The organism is Flavobacterium sp. AC274 (assembly GCF_979258275.1).
In genome coordinates this window covers 1,519,198-1,535,484 of the sequence record NZ_OZ409852.1, presented here as the reverse complement: position 1 = coordinate 1,535,484, position 16,287 = coordinate 1,519,198, and the positions used below count along the sequence as shown (strand labels likewise).

The 16,287-nt window shown below is 32.5% G+C and carries 17 protein-coding genes and 2 tRNA genes; 10 read left to right on the top strand and 9 right to left on the bottom strand.

Annotated features, from left to right (window positions below):
- Nucleotides 1-201: 201 nt before the first annotated feature.
- Nucleotides 202-2,616 (top strand): TonB-dependent receptor, encoded by a 2,415-nt coding sequence (locus tag ACZZZT_RS07100; RefSeq protein WP_463459890.1) that lies wholly within the window; start codon nucleotides 202-204, stop codon nucleotides 2,614-2,616.
- A 92-nt stretch (nucleotides 2,617-2,708) separates the two neighbouring features.
- On the opposite strand, the gene ACZZZT_RS07095 is transcribed toward ACZZZT_RS07100, so the two are convergent.
- The 5 genes from ACZZZT_RS07095 to ACZZZT_RS07075 form a co-directional block, all read right to left on the bottom strand.
- The gene (locus tag ACZZZT_RS07095) at nucleotides 2,709-3,380 is read right to left on the bottom strand and encodes a copper homeostasis protein CutC (protein WP_463459889.1); all 672 of its coding nucleotides are present in this window, start codon (nucleotides 3,378-3,380) and stop codon (nucleotides 2,709-2,711) included.
- 120 nt (nucleotides 3,381-3,500) lie between these two features.
- Complete coding sequence (locus tag ACZZZT_RS07090; protein ID WP_042565974.1) at nucleotides 3,501-4,508, bottom strand: 3-oxoacyl-ACP synthase III family protein; 1,008 nt, start codon at nucleotides 4,506-4,508, stop codon at nucleotides 3,501-3,503.
- Between the two features lie 220 nt (nucleotides 4,509-4,728).
- Nucleotides 4,729-5,679, bottom strand: a complete 951-nt coding sequence (locus ACZZZT_RS07085) for an ABC transporter ATP-binding protein (protein ID WP_042565973.1) — start codon at nucleotides 5,677-5,679, stop codon at nucleotides 4,729-4,731.
- Nucleotides 5,680-5,780: 101 nt separating this feature from the next.
- Entirely contained in the window at nucleotides 5,781-6,476 is a 696-nt protein-coding gene (locus tag ACZZZT_RS07080) for a YiaD family glycine zipper/OmpA-like lipoprotein (protein WP_042565972.1), read from the bottom strand.
- 18 nt (nucleotides 6,477-6,494) lie between these two features.
- The gene (locus ACZZZT_RS07075; RefSeq protein WP_463459888.1) at nucleotides 6,495-6,995 is read right to left on the bottom strand and encodes a lipocalin family protein; all 501 of its coding nucleotides are present in this window, start codon (nucleotides 6,993-6,995) and stop codon (nucleotides 6,495-6,497) included.
- Between the two features lie 201 nt (nucleotides 6,996-7,196).
- On the opposite strand from ACZZZT_RS07075, the gene htpG reads away from it, so the two are divergent.
- The 9 genes from htpG (at nucleotide 7,197) to ACZZZT_RS07030 (ending at nucleotide 15,173) form a co-directional block, all read left to right on the top strand.
- Nucleotides 7,197-9,080: a molecular chaperone HtpG gene (htpG, locus tag ACZZZT_RS07070; RefSeq protein ID WP_042565971.1), complete on the top strand. Its 1,884-nt coding sequence runs from the start codon at nucleotides 7,197-7,199 to the stop codon at nucleotides 9,078-9,080.
- Between the two features lie 209 nt (nucleotides 9,081-9,289).
- On the top strand, nucleotides 9,290-10,555 hold the full coding sequence (locus ACZZZT_RS07065; RefSeq protein ID WP_042565970.1) for a patatin-like phospholipase family protein: 1,266 nt from the start codon (nucleotides 9,290-9,292) through the stop codon (nucleotides 10,553-10,555).
- Nucleotides 10,556-10,641: 86 nt separating this feature from the next.
- Complete coding sequence (locus tag ACZZZT_RS07060) at nucleotides 10,642-11,196, top strand: hypothetical protein (protein WP_463459887.1); 555 nt, start codon at nucleotides 10,642-10,644, stop codon at nucleotides 11,194-11,196.
- A gap of 74 nt (nucleotides 11,197-11,270) precedes the next feature.
- Nucleotides 11,271-11,789, top strand: a complete 519-nt coding sequence (locus tag ACZZZT_RS07055; RefSeq protein ID WP_463459886.1) for a hypothetical protein — start codon at nucleotides 11,271-11,273, stop codon at nucleotides 11,787-11,789.
- A gap of 227 nt (nucleotides 11,790-12,016) precedes the next feature.
- Nucleotides 12,017-12,838, top strand: coding sequence for a hypothetical protein (locus ACZZZT_RS07050; protein ID WP_463459885.1), 822 nt, complete (start codon nucleotides 12,017-12,019; stop codon nucleotides 12,836-12,838).
- Nucleotides 12,839-12,971: 133 nt separating this feature from the next.
- Nucleotides 12,972-13,688, top strand: coding sequence for a DUF4369 domain-containing protein (locus ACZZZT_RS07045; RefSeq protein WP_042565967.1), 717 nt, complete (start codon nucleotides 12,972-12,974; stop codon nucleotides 13,686-13,688).
- A 228-nt stretch (nucleotides 13,689-13,916) separates the two neighbouring features.
- On the top strand, nucleotides 13,917-14,141 hold the full coding sequence (locus ACZZZT_RS07040) for a hypothetical protein (protein WP_463459884.1): 225 nt from the start codon (nucleotides 13,917-13,919) through the stop codon (nucleotides 14,139-14,141).
- Nucleotides 14,104-14,724 carry a hypothetical protein gene (locus tag ACZZZT_RS07035; RefSeq protein ID WP_463459883.1) on the top strand — a complete coding sequence of 207 codons (621 nt, stop codon included), beginning with the start codon at nucleotides 14,104-14,106 and terminating at the stop codon, nucleotides 14,722-14,724. Before ACZZZT_RS07040 ends, ACZZZT_RS07035 begins: the two co-directional genes overlap by 38 nt.
- A complete protein-coding gene (locus ACZZZT_RS07030) occupies nucleotides 14,676-15,173 on the top strand; it encodes a hypothetical protein (protein ID WP_463462392.1) in 498 nt (165 codons plus the stop codon). Before ACZZZT_RS07035 ends, ACZZZT_RS07030 begins: the two co-directional genes overlap by 49 nt.
- A gap of 32 nt (nucleotides 15,174-15,205) precedes the next feature.
- Here ACZZZT_RS07030 and ACZZZT_RS07025 read toward each other — a convergent pair whose 3' ends face one another.
- The 4 genes from ACZZZT_RS07025 to ACZZZT_RS07010 form a co-directional block, all read right to left on the bottom strand.
- Complete coding sequence (locus ACZZZT_RS07025) at nucleotides 15,206-15,529, bottom strand: hypothetical protein (RefSeq protein WP_042565965.1); 324 nt, start codon at nucleotides 15,527-15,529, stop codon at nucleotides 15,206-15,208.
- A gap of 136 nt (nucleotides 15,530-15,665) precedes the next feature.
- Nucleotides 15,666-15,739, bottom strand: a tRNA-Thr gene (locus ACZZZT_RS07020).
- A gap of 102 nt (nucleotides 15,740-15,841) precedes the next feature.
- Nucleotides 15,842-15,915 (bottom strand) — tRNA-Thr (locus ACZZZT_RS07015).
- 78 nt (nucleotides 15,916-15,993) lie between these two features.
- On the bottom strand, nucleotides 15,994-16,260 hold the full coding sequence (locus tag ACZZZT_RS07010) for a hypothetical protein (RefSeq protein ID WP_026982865.1): 267 nt from the start codon (nucleotides 16,258-16,260) through the stop codon (nucleotides 15,994-15,996).
- Between the last annotated feature and the right edge of the window lie 27 nt (nucleotides 16,261-16,287).

Below are 16,287 nucleotides of genomic sequence, written 5' to 3'. Positions count from 1 at the left end.
TAGTTGTTAAAATTATCAAAAAATTAAAACGCTAATCTCTTATAAAATAGAGTATCTACGAAAATTTTAATTTTTAATTAATATTTTCCTGTAACAAATCGTTAAGGAAAGAGTCTTACTTAGAAAATCAAAAATAATTATACAAAGAAAATTACAAACAAAAATCATCATCAATCAATCAAAATAATCATTTACTAAACTATGAAATTAAAATTCTTTCTGTTCGTATTACTAGGGGTAATAACAACAGCACAAGCCCAAAATTCAGGAACAGTCTCGGGAAAAATTATCGAAAAATCGACTAACACACCAATTTCTTATGCTACAGTTTCGATTAAAGATAACGGAAAAGTAGTTTCCGGAGTTAATACCGATGACAATGGAGATTTCAGTATTAAAAACTTAGCTTTAAAAAGTTATACTATCGAAATTCAGTACATTGGATTTAGAAAATATATTGGCTCTGTTATTTTAAGTGATAACAAAAAAACAGCAACAGTAAATATCTCTCTTGAGGAAGAAGCAACTCAGCTAAAAGGCGTGAACATCGTTAGTGAACGCTCAACAATTGAACAAAAAATCGACAGAAAAGTAATTACTGTTGGTAAAGATCTGACCACTGCAGGAGCTTCAGCATCAGACATTATGAACAATATTCCTTCAGTTAATGTTGATCAGGACGGAAAACTTTCACTTCGTGGAAATGATAATGTGCGTGTTTTAATTGATGGAAGACCATCAAATATTGATCCGGCACAATTACTAAAACAAATTCCGTCAACTTCAATCAAAAAAATTGAATTGATTACAAACCCAAGTGCTAAATACAATCCGGAAGGAATGTCCGGAATTATCAATATCATATTACACAAGAATGCCAATACTGGATTTAACGGAAGTTATAGCGGCGGAATCACTTTTGGGGAAACTGCAAAATACAATCAATCATTAGATTTAAATTATAAAACAGGTAAAGTAAACTTCTTTGGAAATGTGGGACAAAATTTCGGGACGTATTATAATGATGGATTTATAAAAAGAGCAGATCAGGATATCGTTCAAAAAATTGATGTTGTAAATGATAATGATTCTTACCTGTATAAAATTGGAATGGACTATTTGATCAACGATCATAATACGCTTTCAATTTATACTAATCAAAATAAATCGAATGGAAAAGGTTTTGTAAACACAGATATTGATTACAATAATGTAACGGATTCTGACATATCAAACATTTATCAAAAATCAAAATATACAGGTCCGGACCGGGTAGGAACTTATAATTTAGCTTTCAAACACATCTTTAAAAAAGAAGGTCATACCTTAGATTTTGAAGCAAATTACAGTGATAATAAAGAAACTCAAAATGCTTCTTTTGATACGCAGTCAACAAAAATTGACAATACTGTCAATAGCGTAATTTATGATGATTATATTAAAGGAACTCGTAAATTAAGCACTGTAAATATTGATTATGTAAATCCGTTAAACGAAAAAACTACGCTTGAAGCCGGTGCCGAAGCCAGAATTACAAGAACAGGAAATGATTATATTACCGGAAACCCACTTGCTGCACTTCCGGTTTCTGACTACACTTACGATACTGATATTTATTCTGCATACGTAACATTTGGCCAGAAATACAAAAAATTCAGTTATCAGTTAGGAGCTCGTTTTGAAAGTTATAAAGTAGCTGCGAATTTAAATCATGGTCTTGAAAAATTTGATGATGACTATATTACTTTGTATCCATCAGCCTATTTTACTTATAACCTGAATGAGAAAAACACACTTCAATTTAGCTACAGCCGTCGTGTAGATCGCCCAAGCTTAGAGCAGACAAAACCTATTCGTGAGTTTTCTACACCACTTGTAACTTCATTAGGAAATCCTGAGTTAAGACCTCAGTTTACAAACTCTGTGGAAGTAAATTATACTAAAACTTTAGAAAAAGGAAGTTTTACTGCAGGCGTTTTCGTTAGAAGTATCAATGATCAGATTAGCAGAATATTATACCCTGATGAAGCAGATCCTAGCCAGGAAAAACAGATTATGACTTTCACCAATTATGATCATAATACAGCTTATGGTTTTGAGGTTTCATTTAATTATAAAATTACAAAATGGTGGGATATACAGCCATCTATTGATTTTTCAAGCATTAACCAACAAGGTGTTGTATTTTTATATGATCCTTTAACAAAAACAAGTAGTCCTTTAGAAAGAAAAATTACTGTGTCTGCTTTTAACGGACGTATGAACTCAAACTTTAAAGTAAATAAACGTTTAAGCTTTTTATTATTCGGTTTTTACAGAGGTGCTGTTGACGGATTGCAAAATAATAGTCATGAAATGTACAAAATGGACATTGGTTCACGTTATACATTGTTAGACAACAAGATGAATATTAGTTTACGTTTCAATGACGTATTTAATACAATGAAATATGCGTTTGATACTATGTATCCTTATCCACAATCAGGACAATTTAAATGGGAAAGTCAAACCGTTTATTTAGGATTAACATACAACTTTGGAGGTGCAACAATCAAAAACCTGCAACGTAAACAAAGAGAAGATAACACTAGTAAAGGTGGTGGTGGAATGTTTTAAAACCCTCTTTTATTAGTAGTTTTAATAGTTCTTGTAGAAAAGAAAAGCCTGGAGTATGCCAACTCCAGGCTTTTCTTGTTTTATTAATTGCGTTATAAAAAATTCTTCAGTTCTTTTATTTCTTCCGGATTGGCGGTTTCAGTCTTTCCGGTAATGGCAGATGAATGATAAAATGTAGGTTCTAATTGTTCCTGCAATAATTCAATATTTGAAGATCGCAAACCTCCTCCAGGCATGATTTCAATTCTGTCTTTTGCTAATTGCTGAATTTTGGCCAAAGTAAAAATCCCCTCTTCTACATTTATTCCCTGCCCTGAAGTCAAAATTGTTTTAAAACCACAATCAATTACATCTTCCAACGATTTTTCAATATCTTTAACTACATCAAAAGCCCGATGAAAAATACAGGAAAGTGGATGCGCTAAATGCACTAATTCTTTATTTTGTTTTTTGTTGACGCTTCCATTCTCTTTTAAAATTCCAAAAACAAAACCATCAACGCCTAGTTTTTTATACTGCTTAATGTCTTGCTTCATCTCTGTAAGTTCCTCATCAGAATAAACGAAATTTCCACCGCGAGGTCTTATAATCACATGCATTTTAATACTCAGATTTTCGCGTACTTTGACTACCAAAATTGAATTTGGAGTTGTTCCGCCAAGCTGCATGTTTTCGCATAACTCAATTCGATCTGCGCCGTTTTCCTGAGCAATTAACGCTGATTCATAATTAAAGCACGCTATTTCTAGTTGATTTTTTTTCATCTTATTAAACACTCTAAATTAGTTTGTCATTTCTGTAAAACTCCATAACAAAATACTAAATTATAAAAAAACCTGCTCCATTCCAGAGCAGGTTTTAAATATTATTTCAAACGAATCAAATTACCATTTAATAATAGCACTTGCCCATGTAAATCCACTACCAAAAGCAGCTAAAACAACGGTATCTCCAGATTTGATTTTTCCTTGTTCCCAAGCTTCTGTTAAAGCAATCGGAATAGAGGCTGCAGTCGTATTTCCATACTTTTGAATATTATTGTGTACCTGATCATCCGATAATTTGAACTTATTCTGAATGAACTGAGAAATTCTCAAATTTGCCTGGTGCGGAATCAACATGTCAATATCTGAAACCTGTAAGCCATTTGCTTCTAAACCTTCATTAATTACCTCAGCAAAACGAACTACAGCATTTTTAAATACAAACTGACCGTTCATATAAGGATAATAACTTTCGTCATTAGGGTCATTATCAGCCAAAATATCAGTTACCCAACGTGCTCCCATTCCTGGAGCCTGCAACGCCAATTCTTCGGCATGCTGTCCTTCTGAATGCAAGTGTGTAGATAAAATCCCTTTTGTTAAATCTTCTTCACGGCTTAAAACCGCTGCTCCTGCTCCATCTCCAAAAATTACCGAAACACCACGTCCGCGGGTTGTCATATCCAGTCCTGTTGAATGAACTTCTGAACCAATTACTAAAATGTTTTTATACATTCCGGTTTTAATATATTGATCTGCAACTGAAATTGCATAAACAAAACCTGAACATTGGTTTCTAACATCTAATGCTCCTACAGTTCTTAATCCTAAATCACGTTGCACTAAAACTCCGGGGCCAGGAAAATAATAATCAGGGCTTAATGTGGCAAAAACTACAAAATCAATATCTTCTTTGGCAACGCCAGAACGTTCTATTGCAATTTTAGCTGCTTTTACACCCATTGAAGTCGTAGTATCTTCTCCACGAATAATATGTCTTCGCTCCTGAATTCCGGTTCTTTCCTGAATCCATTCATCATTGGTATCAATTAACTTAGACAAATCATCATTGGTGACAACATTTGAAGGAACATAATATCCTAAGCCCGCTATTTTTGAATGATACATATTCTTTTTATTATTTGTTAAAAATTTGGATTGCAAATTTAAGTATACTTTAAAACATAAGCGTACAAATTACTATTTTTTTCGTTATTAGCAATTTAATTAAGTTTAATTATAAAGTAGATACTATTCTTTTATTGAAAGAATAGCAGATTTTGGGACAAAAAACAGCAATAAATTAAAAAAGCCACAAACACCTTTTAATGTTTATGGCTTTTGTTTCTTATAAATAATTTAAGGCTAGAAAAACATTCTCTTCAAGCGGTAAATCAATTTCACTTTCAAAAAATACTAATTGTCTTTTATAAACTGATTCTATCAAATAATGATTTCCTCTAAAGTAAGTTCTTCGAATTTTTACCGGTAATTTAGATTCCGGAACCATTTTAAATTGGTGCGGATAAACCAGCGTTTTATGCGTTTCATCTTCGTAAGAAACTAACAAATGAGTTGCAATTTCGTTTACTTCTCCAAAAAGTGAGGCTACGTATTTAGTTTCGGGGTTTTCGTAAATTTTTGTTGGATTGTCTTTTATGACAACTTCACCGTTTCGCATTACAATTGCTTCATCAGCAAACGATAAAGCATCAGTACTATCGTGAGTTGCAATAATAACAGTAATTCCTTTTTGTTTTAAATATCGAAATAAATTTCTTCGTAAAGCATTTTTACGAAAAGCATCTATTTGGCTAAATGGTTCATCAAGCAGAATAACTTCCGGCTCTAAAGCCAAAACACGAACCAATGCTACTCTTTGCTGTTGTCCTCCACTTAAAAACTTTGCTTTTACATTAGAGAATTGATCCATTTCAACCATTTCCAATAATTCCTGAACACGAAGTTTTTTCATATTTGCAAAACCATTCGAAAGAAACTTTCCAACATTTTCTGCTACGGTTTCAAACGGAGACAAATCAAAATCCTGCGCCAGATATTTCATGAATGGCATTCCCGGAACTAAATTATATTTTGGACCTAAAATAGGTTTTTCATTATAGAAAATCTCACCTTCATCAAGATCATATAAACCATACATAAGTTTAAGCAGCGTACTTTTTCCGCAGCCGCTTTCGCCAATAATAGCAATATTCTGACCTTTTTCTATGGTAAAAGAAACGTTATTAATAACCGATTTATCTGTATACGAAAAAGAAATATTTTTTATGTCGAGCATGAGTTATAATTGAGAGAGCAAATTTACAATGTTTAATTTCTAATGTCAAAAAAAGCTGCTTCAATTGAAACAGCTTTTTTAAAATTATATTGTGATGGAAATTATTTTCCGGCTTCTGCTTTCGCATCATTTACCATCTTGTCGTTTGCAGTAATTGAAAACTCAACACGACGGTTTTGAGATCTTCCTTCCGGAGTATCATTTGTTGCAATAGGATCTGCAATTCCTAAACCTGAAGTTTTGAAACGGCTTGATTTTAAACCTTTTGAAACCAAATAAGCCTGTACAGACGCAGCTCTTTGTCCAGAAAGTGTCAGGTTATATTCTGGTTTACCTGTATTATCAGTATAACCAAAAATTTGAATATCAGTATCTCCGTAATCATTAAATACAGGAACTAATTTATCTAAATTTGCTTTTGCCTGAGTAGTCAAAGTAGATTTATTTGTATCAAAACGTACAGCATTTTCATTAAGAGTTAAGTGAATCCCTTCTCCTACTCTTTCTACATCTGCACCTGGTAAAGCCTGATCGATTTCACGGGCTTGTTTGTCCATTTTGTTTCCAATAAGAGCTCCTGTTCCACCACCAACGGCAGCACCAATTGCAGCACCTAAAGCAGCGTTACCTCCTTTTCCTAAATTATTTCCTAAAATACCACCAATAAGTCCACCGGCTACTACACCAATTCCTGCACCTTTTTGGGTATTATTTGCATTTTTAACTGAATCGCAACTTGCAAAAAAACTAACTAACACAAGTAAACTGCTCAATCCTAAAACTGTTATCTTTTTCATCTTTTATTCTTTTTAATATTAATTAGCTCTTTGAAATTGGTAAGTTACATCTTTAGTTTGTCCGCCAACGTTAATGTTGTCTATTAACTGAAAAGAGTTGTCAGTTAATCCTGCTACTTTTAGCAAATATCCAGATTTTACATTTTTTGCTTTTAATCCCGGATCTACAATTTTAAGAACAAAAAGTCCCTGATTGTTAATACTCCATACAATTGGAGATGTAAATGCAGTACAACTTGGAGCATTTAATGTCATCGTACCTTTATTATTATTTGAAATAAAATTCCATGTACTACCAATGAAACATTTAGAATCTGCAAGATCAAAAGAATTTACCTTGATATAATCAGAACCTGGGTAAGAAACATTGGTAAGAATCCAATTTCCTTTAAGCGCTACCTGAGTGGGTCTGTCAAGTTTAGTCGAAAGCGTAGTTGCCTCATTTGAAGCAGTTGACGAAGATGATTTACACGCAAAAAACATCGTGGCGATCATGCAAATGAAAATGATTTTCTTCATTTTGTACATATTTTTTAAGTTAATACTTACACATTTAACAATTATTGTACCACAAAGATACAATTCATTGAAATAAGTTGGGTTTTAAAATCTAATTATTTTCTTTCAAAATTAACACTTACGCCATTTTGTCATCTTAAAAACAATTGGTATTCTATTTGAAGAAATGAAAATCATCACGTTAAACTAAATTTATAAAATATGACAACAGGTAAAATTAATGTTTCAGTAGAAAACATCTTTCCCTTAATCAAAAAGTTCTTATACAGCGATCACGAGATTTTCTTACGTGAATTGGTTTCAAACGGAACCGATGCTACTTTAAAACTAAAACACCTAATAAGCATTGGTGAAGCTAAAGTAGAATACGGAAATCCTATTATTGAAATCAAAGTTGACAAAGAAGGTAAAAAGATCCACATCATCGACCAGGGTTTGGGTATGACTGCTGATGAAGTAGAAAAATACATCAATCAGGTTGCTTTTTCAGGAGCCGAAGAGTTCCTTGATAAATACAAAGATTCTGCTAAAGATTCTGGAATTATAGGACACTTTGGTCTTGGTTTCTATTCTGCTTTTATGGTTGCTGAAAAAGTAGAAATTATTACAAAATCATACAAAGACGAGCCGGCTGCACATTGGACATGCGACGGAAGTCCAGAATTTACTTTAGAGCCAGCTGACAAAACTTCACGCGGAACTGAAATCATATTACATGTTGCCGAAGATTCTTTAGAATTTTTAGAAGATTCTAAAATCAGCGGTTTATTAAATAAGTATAATAAATTTATGCCTATTCCGATTAAATTCGGAACAAGAACAGAAACACTTCCTAAACCGGAAGATGCTCCTGAGGATTACGTAAACGAAACGGTTGAAACAGATAATATCATCAATAATCCAAACCCGGCATGGACAAAACAACCAACTGAATTATCTGACGAAGATTATAAAAACTTCTACAGAGAGTTGTATCCAATGCAGTTTGAAGATCCGTTATTCAACATTCACTTAAATGTAGATTATCCGTTTAACTTAACCGGAATTTTATATTTCCCTAAGTTAGGTTCTGACATGCAAATTCAGAAAGATAAAATTCAATTGTACCAAAACCAGGTTTACGTTACAGATAACGTAGAAGGAATTGTACCTGAATTTTTGACAATGTTAAAAGGTGTAATCGATTCTCCGGATATTCCGTTGAACGTTTCTCGCTCTGGTTTACAAGCGGATGGCGCGGTTAAGAAAATCTCAAACTACATTACACGTAAAGTTGCAGACAAATTAAAAGCATTATTCAACGAAAACCGTGCTGATTTTGAAGCAAAATGGAACGATATTAAAATCGTTTTAGAATACGGAATGCTTTCTGAAGATAAATTCTACGAAAAAGCGGGTGCATTTGTTTTATACCCAACAGTAGATGATACTTACTTTACTCTTGAAGAATTAAAAGAGAAATTAAAAGAAAACCAAACAGATAAAGACGGAAAACTAGTAGTTCTTTATGCAGGAAATAAAGATGCTCAGCACTCTTATATTCAAACTGCAAAAGATAAAGGATATGAAGTATTGCTTTTAGATTCTCCGATTATCTCACACTTAATTCAAAAAATTGAAGGCGACAATAAAGATGTAACTTTTGTACGTGTTGACTCTGATCATATTGATAATTTGATTAAAAAAGACGAAAACACAATTTCTAAGTTATCTGATGAAGAAAAAGAAACGCTAAAAACTTCATTAGAAGCTTATATTCCAAAAGCATATTCTGTACAGTTAGAAGCTATGGACAGCCAGGCAGCTCCATTTATTATTACGCAACCTGAATTTATGCGTAGAATGAAAGAAATGAGTCAGTCTGGCGGCGGCGGGATGTTCGGAATGGGTAATATGCCTGAAATGTATAATTTAGTAGTTAATACCAATTCTGATTTGGCTACCAGTATTTTGAATACGGAAGACAAAACACATCAGGAACATTTGGTAAAACAAGCTTTAGATTTAGCTAAATTATCTCAAAATTTACTTAAAGGAGAAGCTTTAACAGCTTTCGTAAAAAGAAGTTTTGAAATGATTAAATAAGATTTTTTAAAATCTACTTAAATACAAACCTGCAAGTAATACACTTGCAGGTTTTTTTGTTTATAAAAAACTCACAACCAATTATTTAACAATACTACACCTCTAAAAAAAGGGTATTTATACTCTATTTTTTAAATAACGATTTCTCTAATTTTATTTCTTCAAAAAAAACACAAGTAACTGATTATCAATGTTTAAATACAAAACTCATGGATAAGAGAAAATTTACTGAAAATGGAGAAGTTTTAGCAATATTAAGAGATTTGAGAAAGGAAATAAATGGCAAAAAATTTTCGGATATCATTGATCTCAATAACAACCAATATGTTGATCTGGTTCAGGAAGGAGGAGGCGTTTTAGGAATTGCTTTAGTTGGCTATGTTTATGTTTTAGAACAAATGGGTATTCGGTTTTTAAGTCTGGCCGGCACTTCTGCCGGAAGTATTAACACCATGCTTATGGCCGCTGCCGGAACTTGCGATATCGAAAAATCAGAATGGATATTAGACTGTTTATGTAATAAAAACTTAAATGATTTTGTAGATGGAGATCACGATGCACGCGAATTTATTGATGCTTTATTAAGTGATTCGGGAAACTTAAAATTAATTATGAAAGGATGTCAGGTAGTGGATAATTTTAAAGATGATCTTGGATTGAATCCCGGCAATAATTTCTATCAATGGATTTCAAATCTTCTTTCACAAAAAGGAATAAAAAATTATGCCGATTTAAAGGCTTTACGTTTGAAAGGTGTTTCAGATCAAAATAAATTGTACTTAATCAATAAGGTCCAACAAGGCGACAGAGAAGAATACACCAGAGCGGATCATTGGAGTAATATGGCAATAATTACTGCTGATATTACTACCGAAAGTAAAATTGTGTTCCCTAAAATGATTGATTTGTTTTACTCAAACCCTGATGTTCAAAATCCTGCCGATTTTGTGAGAGCCTCCATGTCAATACCTCTGTTTTTTAGTCCGTTTAGAATTAAAAACATTCCGACAGGCGTTGAATCCTGGGAAAAATGGAATGAAGCCACAGGGTTACGAACTTCTGTACCATCTGAAGTTATTTTTATGGATGGCGGTATCATTTCAAATTTTCCGATTGATATTTTTCATGAAAATTTAACTGTGCCGGCCTCACCTACTTTTGGCGTAAAACTGGGTTATGACAAAAATGAAGTTAATAAAAATGAAAAAATAACCAATATAATTAGTTCCATGTTTGACACAGCAAGATATGGTTACGATTCAGAATTTTTAATAAAAAATCCCGATTTTAGAAACCTGATAGGATACATTGATACGGGCGGTCATAATTGGCTTAATTTCAATATGACTGAAGATGCTAAAATTGATCTCTTCATTCGCGGTGCCCAAAAAGCCTCAGAATTCTTAACCAAATTTGACTGGGAGAAATATAAAGATATACGAAAAGCAAAGAGCAAATACTATAGAACTGTTTAATTTTCAACCAGTATAGCAAAATTTGGTTGAAAATGATTTGCAATTTTCCTGAAACCTGAAGTTTTCATAAACTTAAAACAAATCCAATGTCAAACAAAATAGGAATTTATATTACAGGTCTCGGTCAATCTATTGACAACGAAACAGTCGAAAAATATGTGGAAAGACTTAAAAATGAATTAAGTTTTAAAACAGATGGCACATTCTATTATCTTAAAATTGAAAAAAAAATCTATCCCATAGATAAAGAATGTACAGTTGTTAATCTTTACAGAAAAAGCAGAAAGGATAAAGACAACAAAAACATTGAAGGAGATCTAATTTACAAAATGTATGATTTTCAGTACCATCAAATTCTAACTAGCAGATTTGAACGTCATAATATCATTATAAAAAACCTACTCTTATTTACGTTAATTTTAAAAAAACTCCCTCAGATCACGTTACGATTATTCAATGGAGATGGTTTTAGCAGACCATATCAAACCTTGTATGCTTTTCTAATGTTATTTACAATCTCATTATGTATCCTTTTTTTAGTCCCGGCATGCATTGAAATAATTTTAAACAGCACAAATAATGGCTCCGGTTTAATAGAAAAAACTAATGCAGCTCTTCGCTTCTTTAATATAAAAAAATAATTTGTGTTACTGAAAGCAATAAAACCCTGAGCGCTATTGGAAAGACGATACTTTCAATAACTACATTAGTACTTTTGTTTGCACCAAAATCTAAAACAATATTAACTTCACTTGCTACCGAATTTTCCTGCGTCGACAGTTATATTACAAACGGAGATCAAAGTCAGATATTATTAGGAAATCTGGATCAGTTAATTGAATACATTGCAGAGAATGAGCCTGATCCTGAAATTCATTTTCACACCTATAGTTTTGGATGCATACTTGCCATTGATGCCCTTTTTCCAATTGCAGAAATTCCTCCGTCTGATAATATCCAAAAATTAACGAAACTTCTTATTACTATCGGAAATCCATTCGAATTTATTAATGCTTACTACCCAATATTTTACGAAAGAAGGTGTAGCGTAATGAAAGATAAACTGAATTGGATAAATGTTTATTCTATTTTGGACGTTTTCTCAACCAATTTCAGAAGGGATGACAAACGAGGTGAAGCTGAATTTGGTATCAAAGATATCGCACTCACTCCGGAAAACATCAATTATGAAATCACATCAGACCGTTCTGGGTTAGTAACTTTTTTTCATTAAATAGCATTAAAATGCATAAATGCTATTGGGATTACAGCACAATAGGACAAAGCTGTATAAAAGTAATATTACCTAGTTTGTTAGAAAAAAATCAATTTCTTTATAAAATATTTTTACATAAATATCTATATATAATCCTGTAAATAAGCCAACAGGATTTTTTTCAGGCTAATTTCTTTTTTTCTTATTTTTGATGGCCCTTATTTCTAACTTAAACCAAAATCATTATGAGGAAAATTATTCTTTTAACCCTAACTATTTGTACAACAACACTGATTTATGTTTCCTGCTCCAGCAGTGATGATATTGTTAATCAAACAGATCCATCTGCCGTTGGCGCTTCTGTTGCAATTGACGCAGCAAACGAAATGGATGTTAAAACAGGTTTATCAGTAACTGCTTCTGCCGAAACTGCAAAAACAACTGAAACCGGACCAATAACCTGCGCTACAATTACGGTAGAAATGCCAAACGGAACAGCCTATCCAAAAGTATTTACAGTAGATTATGGTGCAGGCTGTACTATCAATCAGCTTGAAAGAAAGGGAAAACTAAAAATTACTCTTACTGGCCCGATTATTACGACTGGAAGTAAAATGACAATTGAAAGAATCAATTACTCTCTTGCAGGTTTAAAACTTGAAGGAACAATTGAGTATACCAACACAACAACTATTGCCACAGTATCACAATGGACAAGAAAAGTAACTAACGGAAAATTTACTGATTTACAAGGAAGAGTTTTTTTAAATTCAGGAACATTTACCACAAAACAAACAGGAGGTGTTGATACTCCATACGTATTAGAAGATAATATTTATGAAATACCCGATGGAACGCACACAGTAACTACTGATAAAGGAGCAACTTTGACATTGACCGTTAAAGAAACATTAGTTAAAAAATACTCCTGCGAGTTTATTTCAAAAGGAGAATTACAAGTTGTAGGAGGTTATTTGAATGGAATTGTAGATTACGGAAACAACGAATGTGACAATAAATATACTTACTATCACGAGAACGGAACTGCCTATAATTTATCTATGTAACAGATTCATTTTTAAAAAAATAAACAAATCCCAATTTAGAAATAGATTGGGATTTTATTTTTAGTAAAAATTAAACAGCTACATCTTCACATTCAAACTATTTTCTTTATTTTGCAGCAAAATCTAAAAACCAATGAAAAAATCAATTATTGCCTTTGCTGCAATTGCACTTTTAGCATCATGCAGCAAAAAAGAATCTACTGACGGTTTACACTTAACAGGAAATATTAAAGGATTAAAAAACGGAACTTTATATATCCAAAGAGTTGTTGATACTTCACTTATTGCTATTGACTCTATTAAAATAGACGGAAACTCGTCTTTTGAAAGTAATATTAAATTAGAATCACCAGAAGTACTATATTTATTCCTTGATCGCGGAGTAACCAATTCATTGGACAATAATATTTTATTCTTTGCGGAGCCAGGCGATATGAATATTGACACCAACCTTGACAATTTCATTTACGGGGCTAAAATTACAGGATCTAAAAATCAGGAATTATACGAAGAATACAAAAAAATCAATTCACGCTTTAATGACGAAAATCTTTCTTTGGTTGAATCAAAATTTAATGCAATAAAAAGACAAGATCAAAAAGCAGTTGATAGTATAGACACAAAACAACAGTCTAATATCAAAAGAAGATATCTATACGCTACCAACTTTGCAATAAACCATAAAGATCACGAAATAGCACCTTATATTGCTTTGGCAGAAATTTATGACATCAATGTAAAATTTCTTGATACCATTCAAAAATCAATGACTCCAAAAGTTGCACAGTCACTTTACGGTAAAAAATTAACCAAGTTTGTTGCTGAAATAAAAAAAGAAGAACAAAAATAATTTTGCACAACGTTAAAAATCAGTAATTTAACTAAAAAATAGCTGTTTATTTATACCTTTTCATCCTGTTCTTATTAATAGAACAGGATTTTTTTATTGCCTTTTTTTAATATTTCAATAGAAAAATCATAAATACCTGATAATTAAATAATTATATGTTAAAAAAGAAAAATCAATAATTATTTTATTTTTATTTTGTAGTAACTTAGCTTCATAAAATAATAAATTATGAAGAATCCACTTAGTATTATCAGTCATGGAAAGTATGATTTTATTAATTCATTAGCTATTGAAAAACTAGAATCCTATCATCCACAATCTAATTTAGAATTAGAAAAAGTTCCGATACAGGATCCGTACTCAAAAAACGGACAAGAATTACGTTTAAATTTTATTCGACAGCACTTAAAATCAAATGTTGATTATTTATCTGGAGAAAAAATTCAACGATAATCAAAGTTTAAAAGGCAATATTGAGAATTATATCGGGATGAGTCAGATTCCTACAGGAATTATTGGTCCATTATTAATAAATGGAAGTTCTGCTCAAGGCCCGTTTTATGTTCCTCTTGCCACCACCGAAGGAGCTTTAATTGCATCCTATAACAGAGGTTCAAAAGCTTGCAGAGAATCTGGAACAATTACCGCAATTACATTACAAGAAGGCGTACAAAGAACACCAACATTCAAATTTAAAAATTTAATTGATCTGGCAAAATTTGTTGCCTGGGTATCAGAAAACAAAGAGGTATTCTCCATTTTAACTCGCGAAACCAGTAATTATGCAGTTCTTAACGATTTAGGGGTAAACATAGAAGGAAATATTTTAATTCTCAAATTTGAATATACTTCAGGGGATGCATCAGGTCAAAATATGGTTACCATTTGTACAGATAAAATTTGCAAGTATATTCTAAGTAATTGTCCAATTGAACCTGTTTTCTGGACCATTGAAGGAAATACATCGGGAGATAAAAAAGTAACTCCATTAACCACAAAAGTGCGAGGAAAAAAGTCACTGCCGAAATCACATTAAAAAGAGACATTATTGAATCAGTACTTAAGACAACAGCAGAACTATTATACCAACAATGGAAAATAAACTCGTCTGGATGTATAAAAGTAGGCGCAAGTGGTATTGCAACACAGACTGCTAATGCGCTGGCTGCTTTATTTATAGCATGTGGACAAGATGTTGCTTGTACTGGCGAGGCCGCTACTGCAATTACAAGAATGGAAATCGATGAAAATAAAGATTTGTACTGTGCAATTACCATGTCTAATATAATTGTAGGTACTGTTGGCGGTGGCACTTCGTTTCCTACACAAAAAGAATGTCTTGAATTAATGGATTGTCATGGTCCCGGAAAAAGCGGTAAACTTGCCGAAATAGCAGTTGCTTTATGTTTAGCAGGTGAAATTTCAATTTTATCAGCAATGTCATCGGGGCATTTTACATCTGCGCATCAAACACTTGGAAGATAAAAAACAGATATAGATTTTAGTAACAAACTACCTTAAAATCCTTTTACAACTTTTATCACAAGCTTGCAATACAAATATAAAAGCAGCACAATTAAACAAACAAACCAAAAAGCAGCAAACACAAGTGCAAAATAGTTTACCAGCCCGGGTAGTGCAACAATTTCTGTAGATGATGTCAGGGTTTCTATTAAAGGTCCTTGCAACATTAAAATAAGTGCAGTAAAAATCATGATTCCGAAACCTGTAAAACCAACAATAGCTAAAATATTACGCTTTTTAGGCAATACTTTTACATATTCATTTACAGAGTTATCAATCTTAAATTCACTTTTCTCAAAAACCGAAACATTCCCCATTTGTATATCCTTTGCATAAAAGCACAAATGTAGGAATTTTATTTCAAATAAAGATTGTTGGGAATTTTAAAAATAAAAATCACCTTGAAGTATTTAAACAAAAAAACCATCACTTTTCAGTGATGGTTTTACGTTGAGCCGGCGGAGGGACTCGAACCCACGACCTGCTGATTACAAATCAGCTGCTCTAGCCAACTGAGCTACGCTGGCGACTCATTACGGGTGCAAAGATAAAATGGTTTTTTATATTTCCAAAATAAATTTACAAGTATTTTAAAGAAAAAACCACCACTAAAAGTGATGGTTTTGTTGAGCCGGCGGAGGGACTCGAACCCACGACCTGCTGATTACAAATCAGCTGCTCTAGCCAACTGAGCTACGCTGGCGACTCATTACGGGTGCAAAGATAAGCCTGTTTTTCGTTTTTCCAAATAAAAAATCAAACTTTTTATACTTTTTTTTGCTTACAATTCGTTGATTTTAGCAATCAATTGATTAGCAGTTTCTTCCAATTCAACATTTATTTGTTTGAAGTGTGCTTTTTTGTTTTCAACGTTCTTTGCATTCACTTTTGTGATCAAAGTATCAAAAGCAGCTATAGCCTGGTCGATCAAAGCATTCGTTTCCGGAGTAGGATTTCCTGTTGTAGACATTTCAAATAAGTAAATTGCCTCAATAATATCTCCTAATACGAAATTGATGTCTTTCTTTAAATTCTTAACGTTTGCCATTTTATTTTAATTTTAATTTGCGACTGC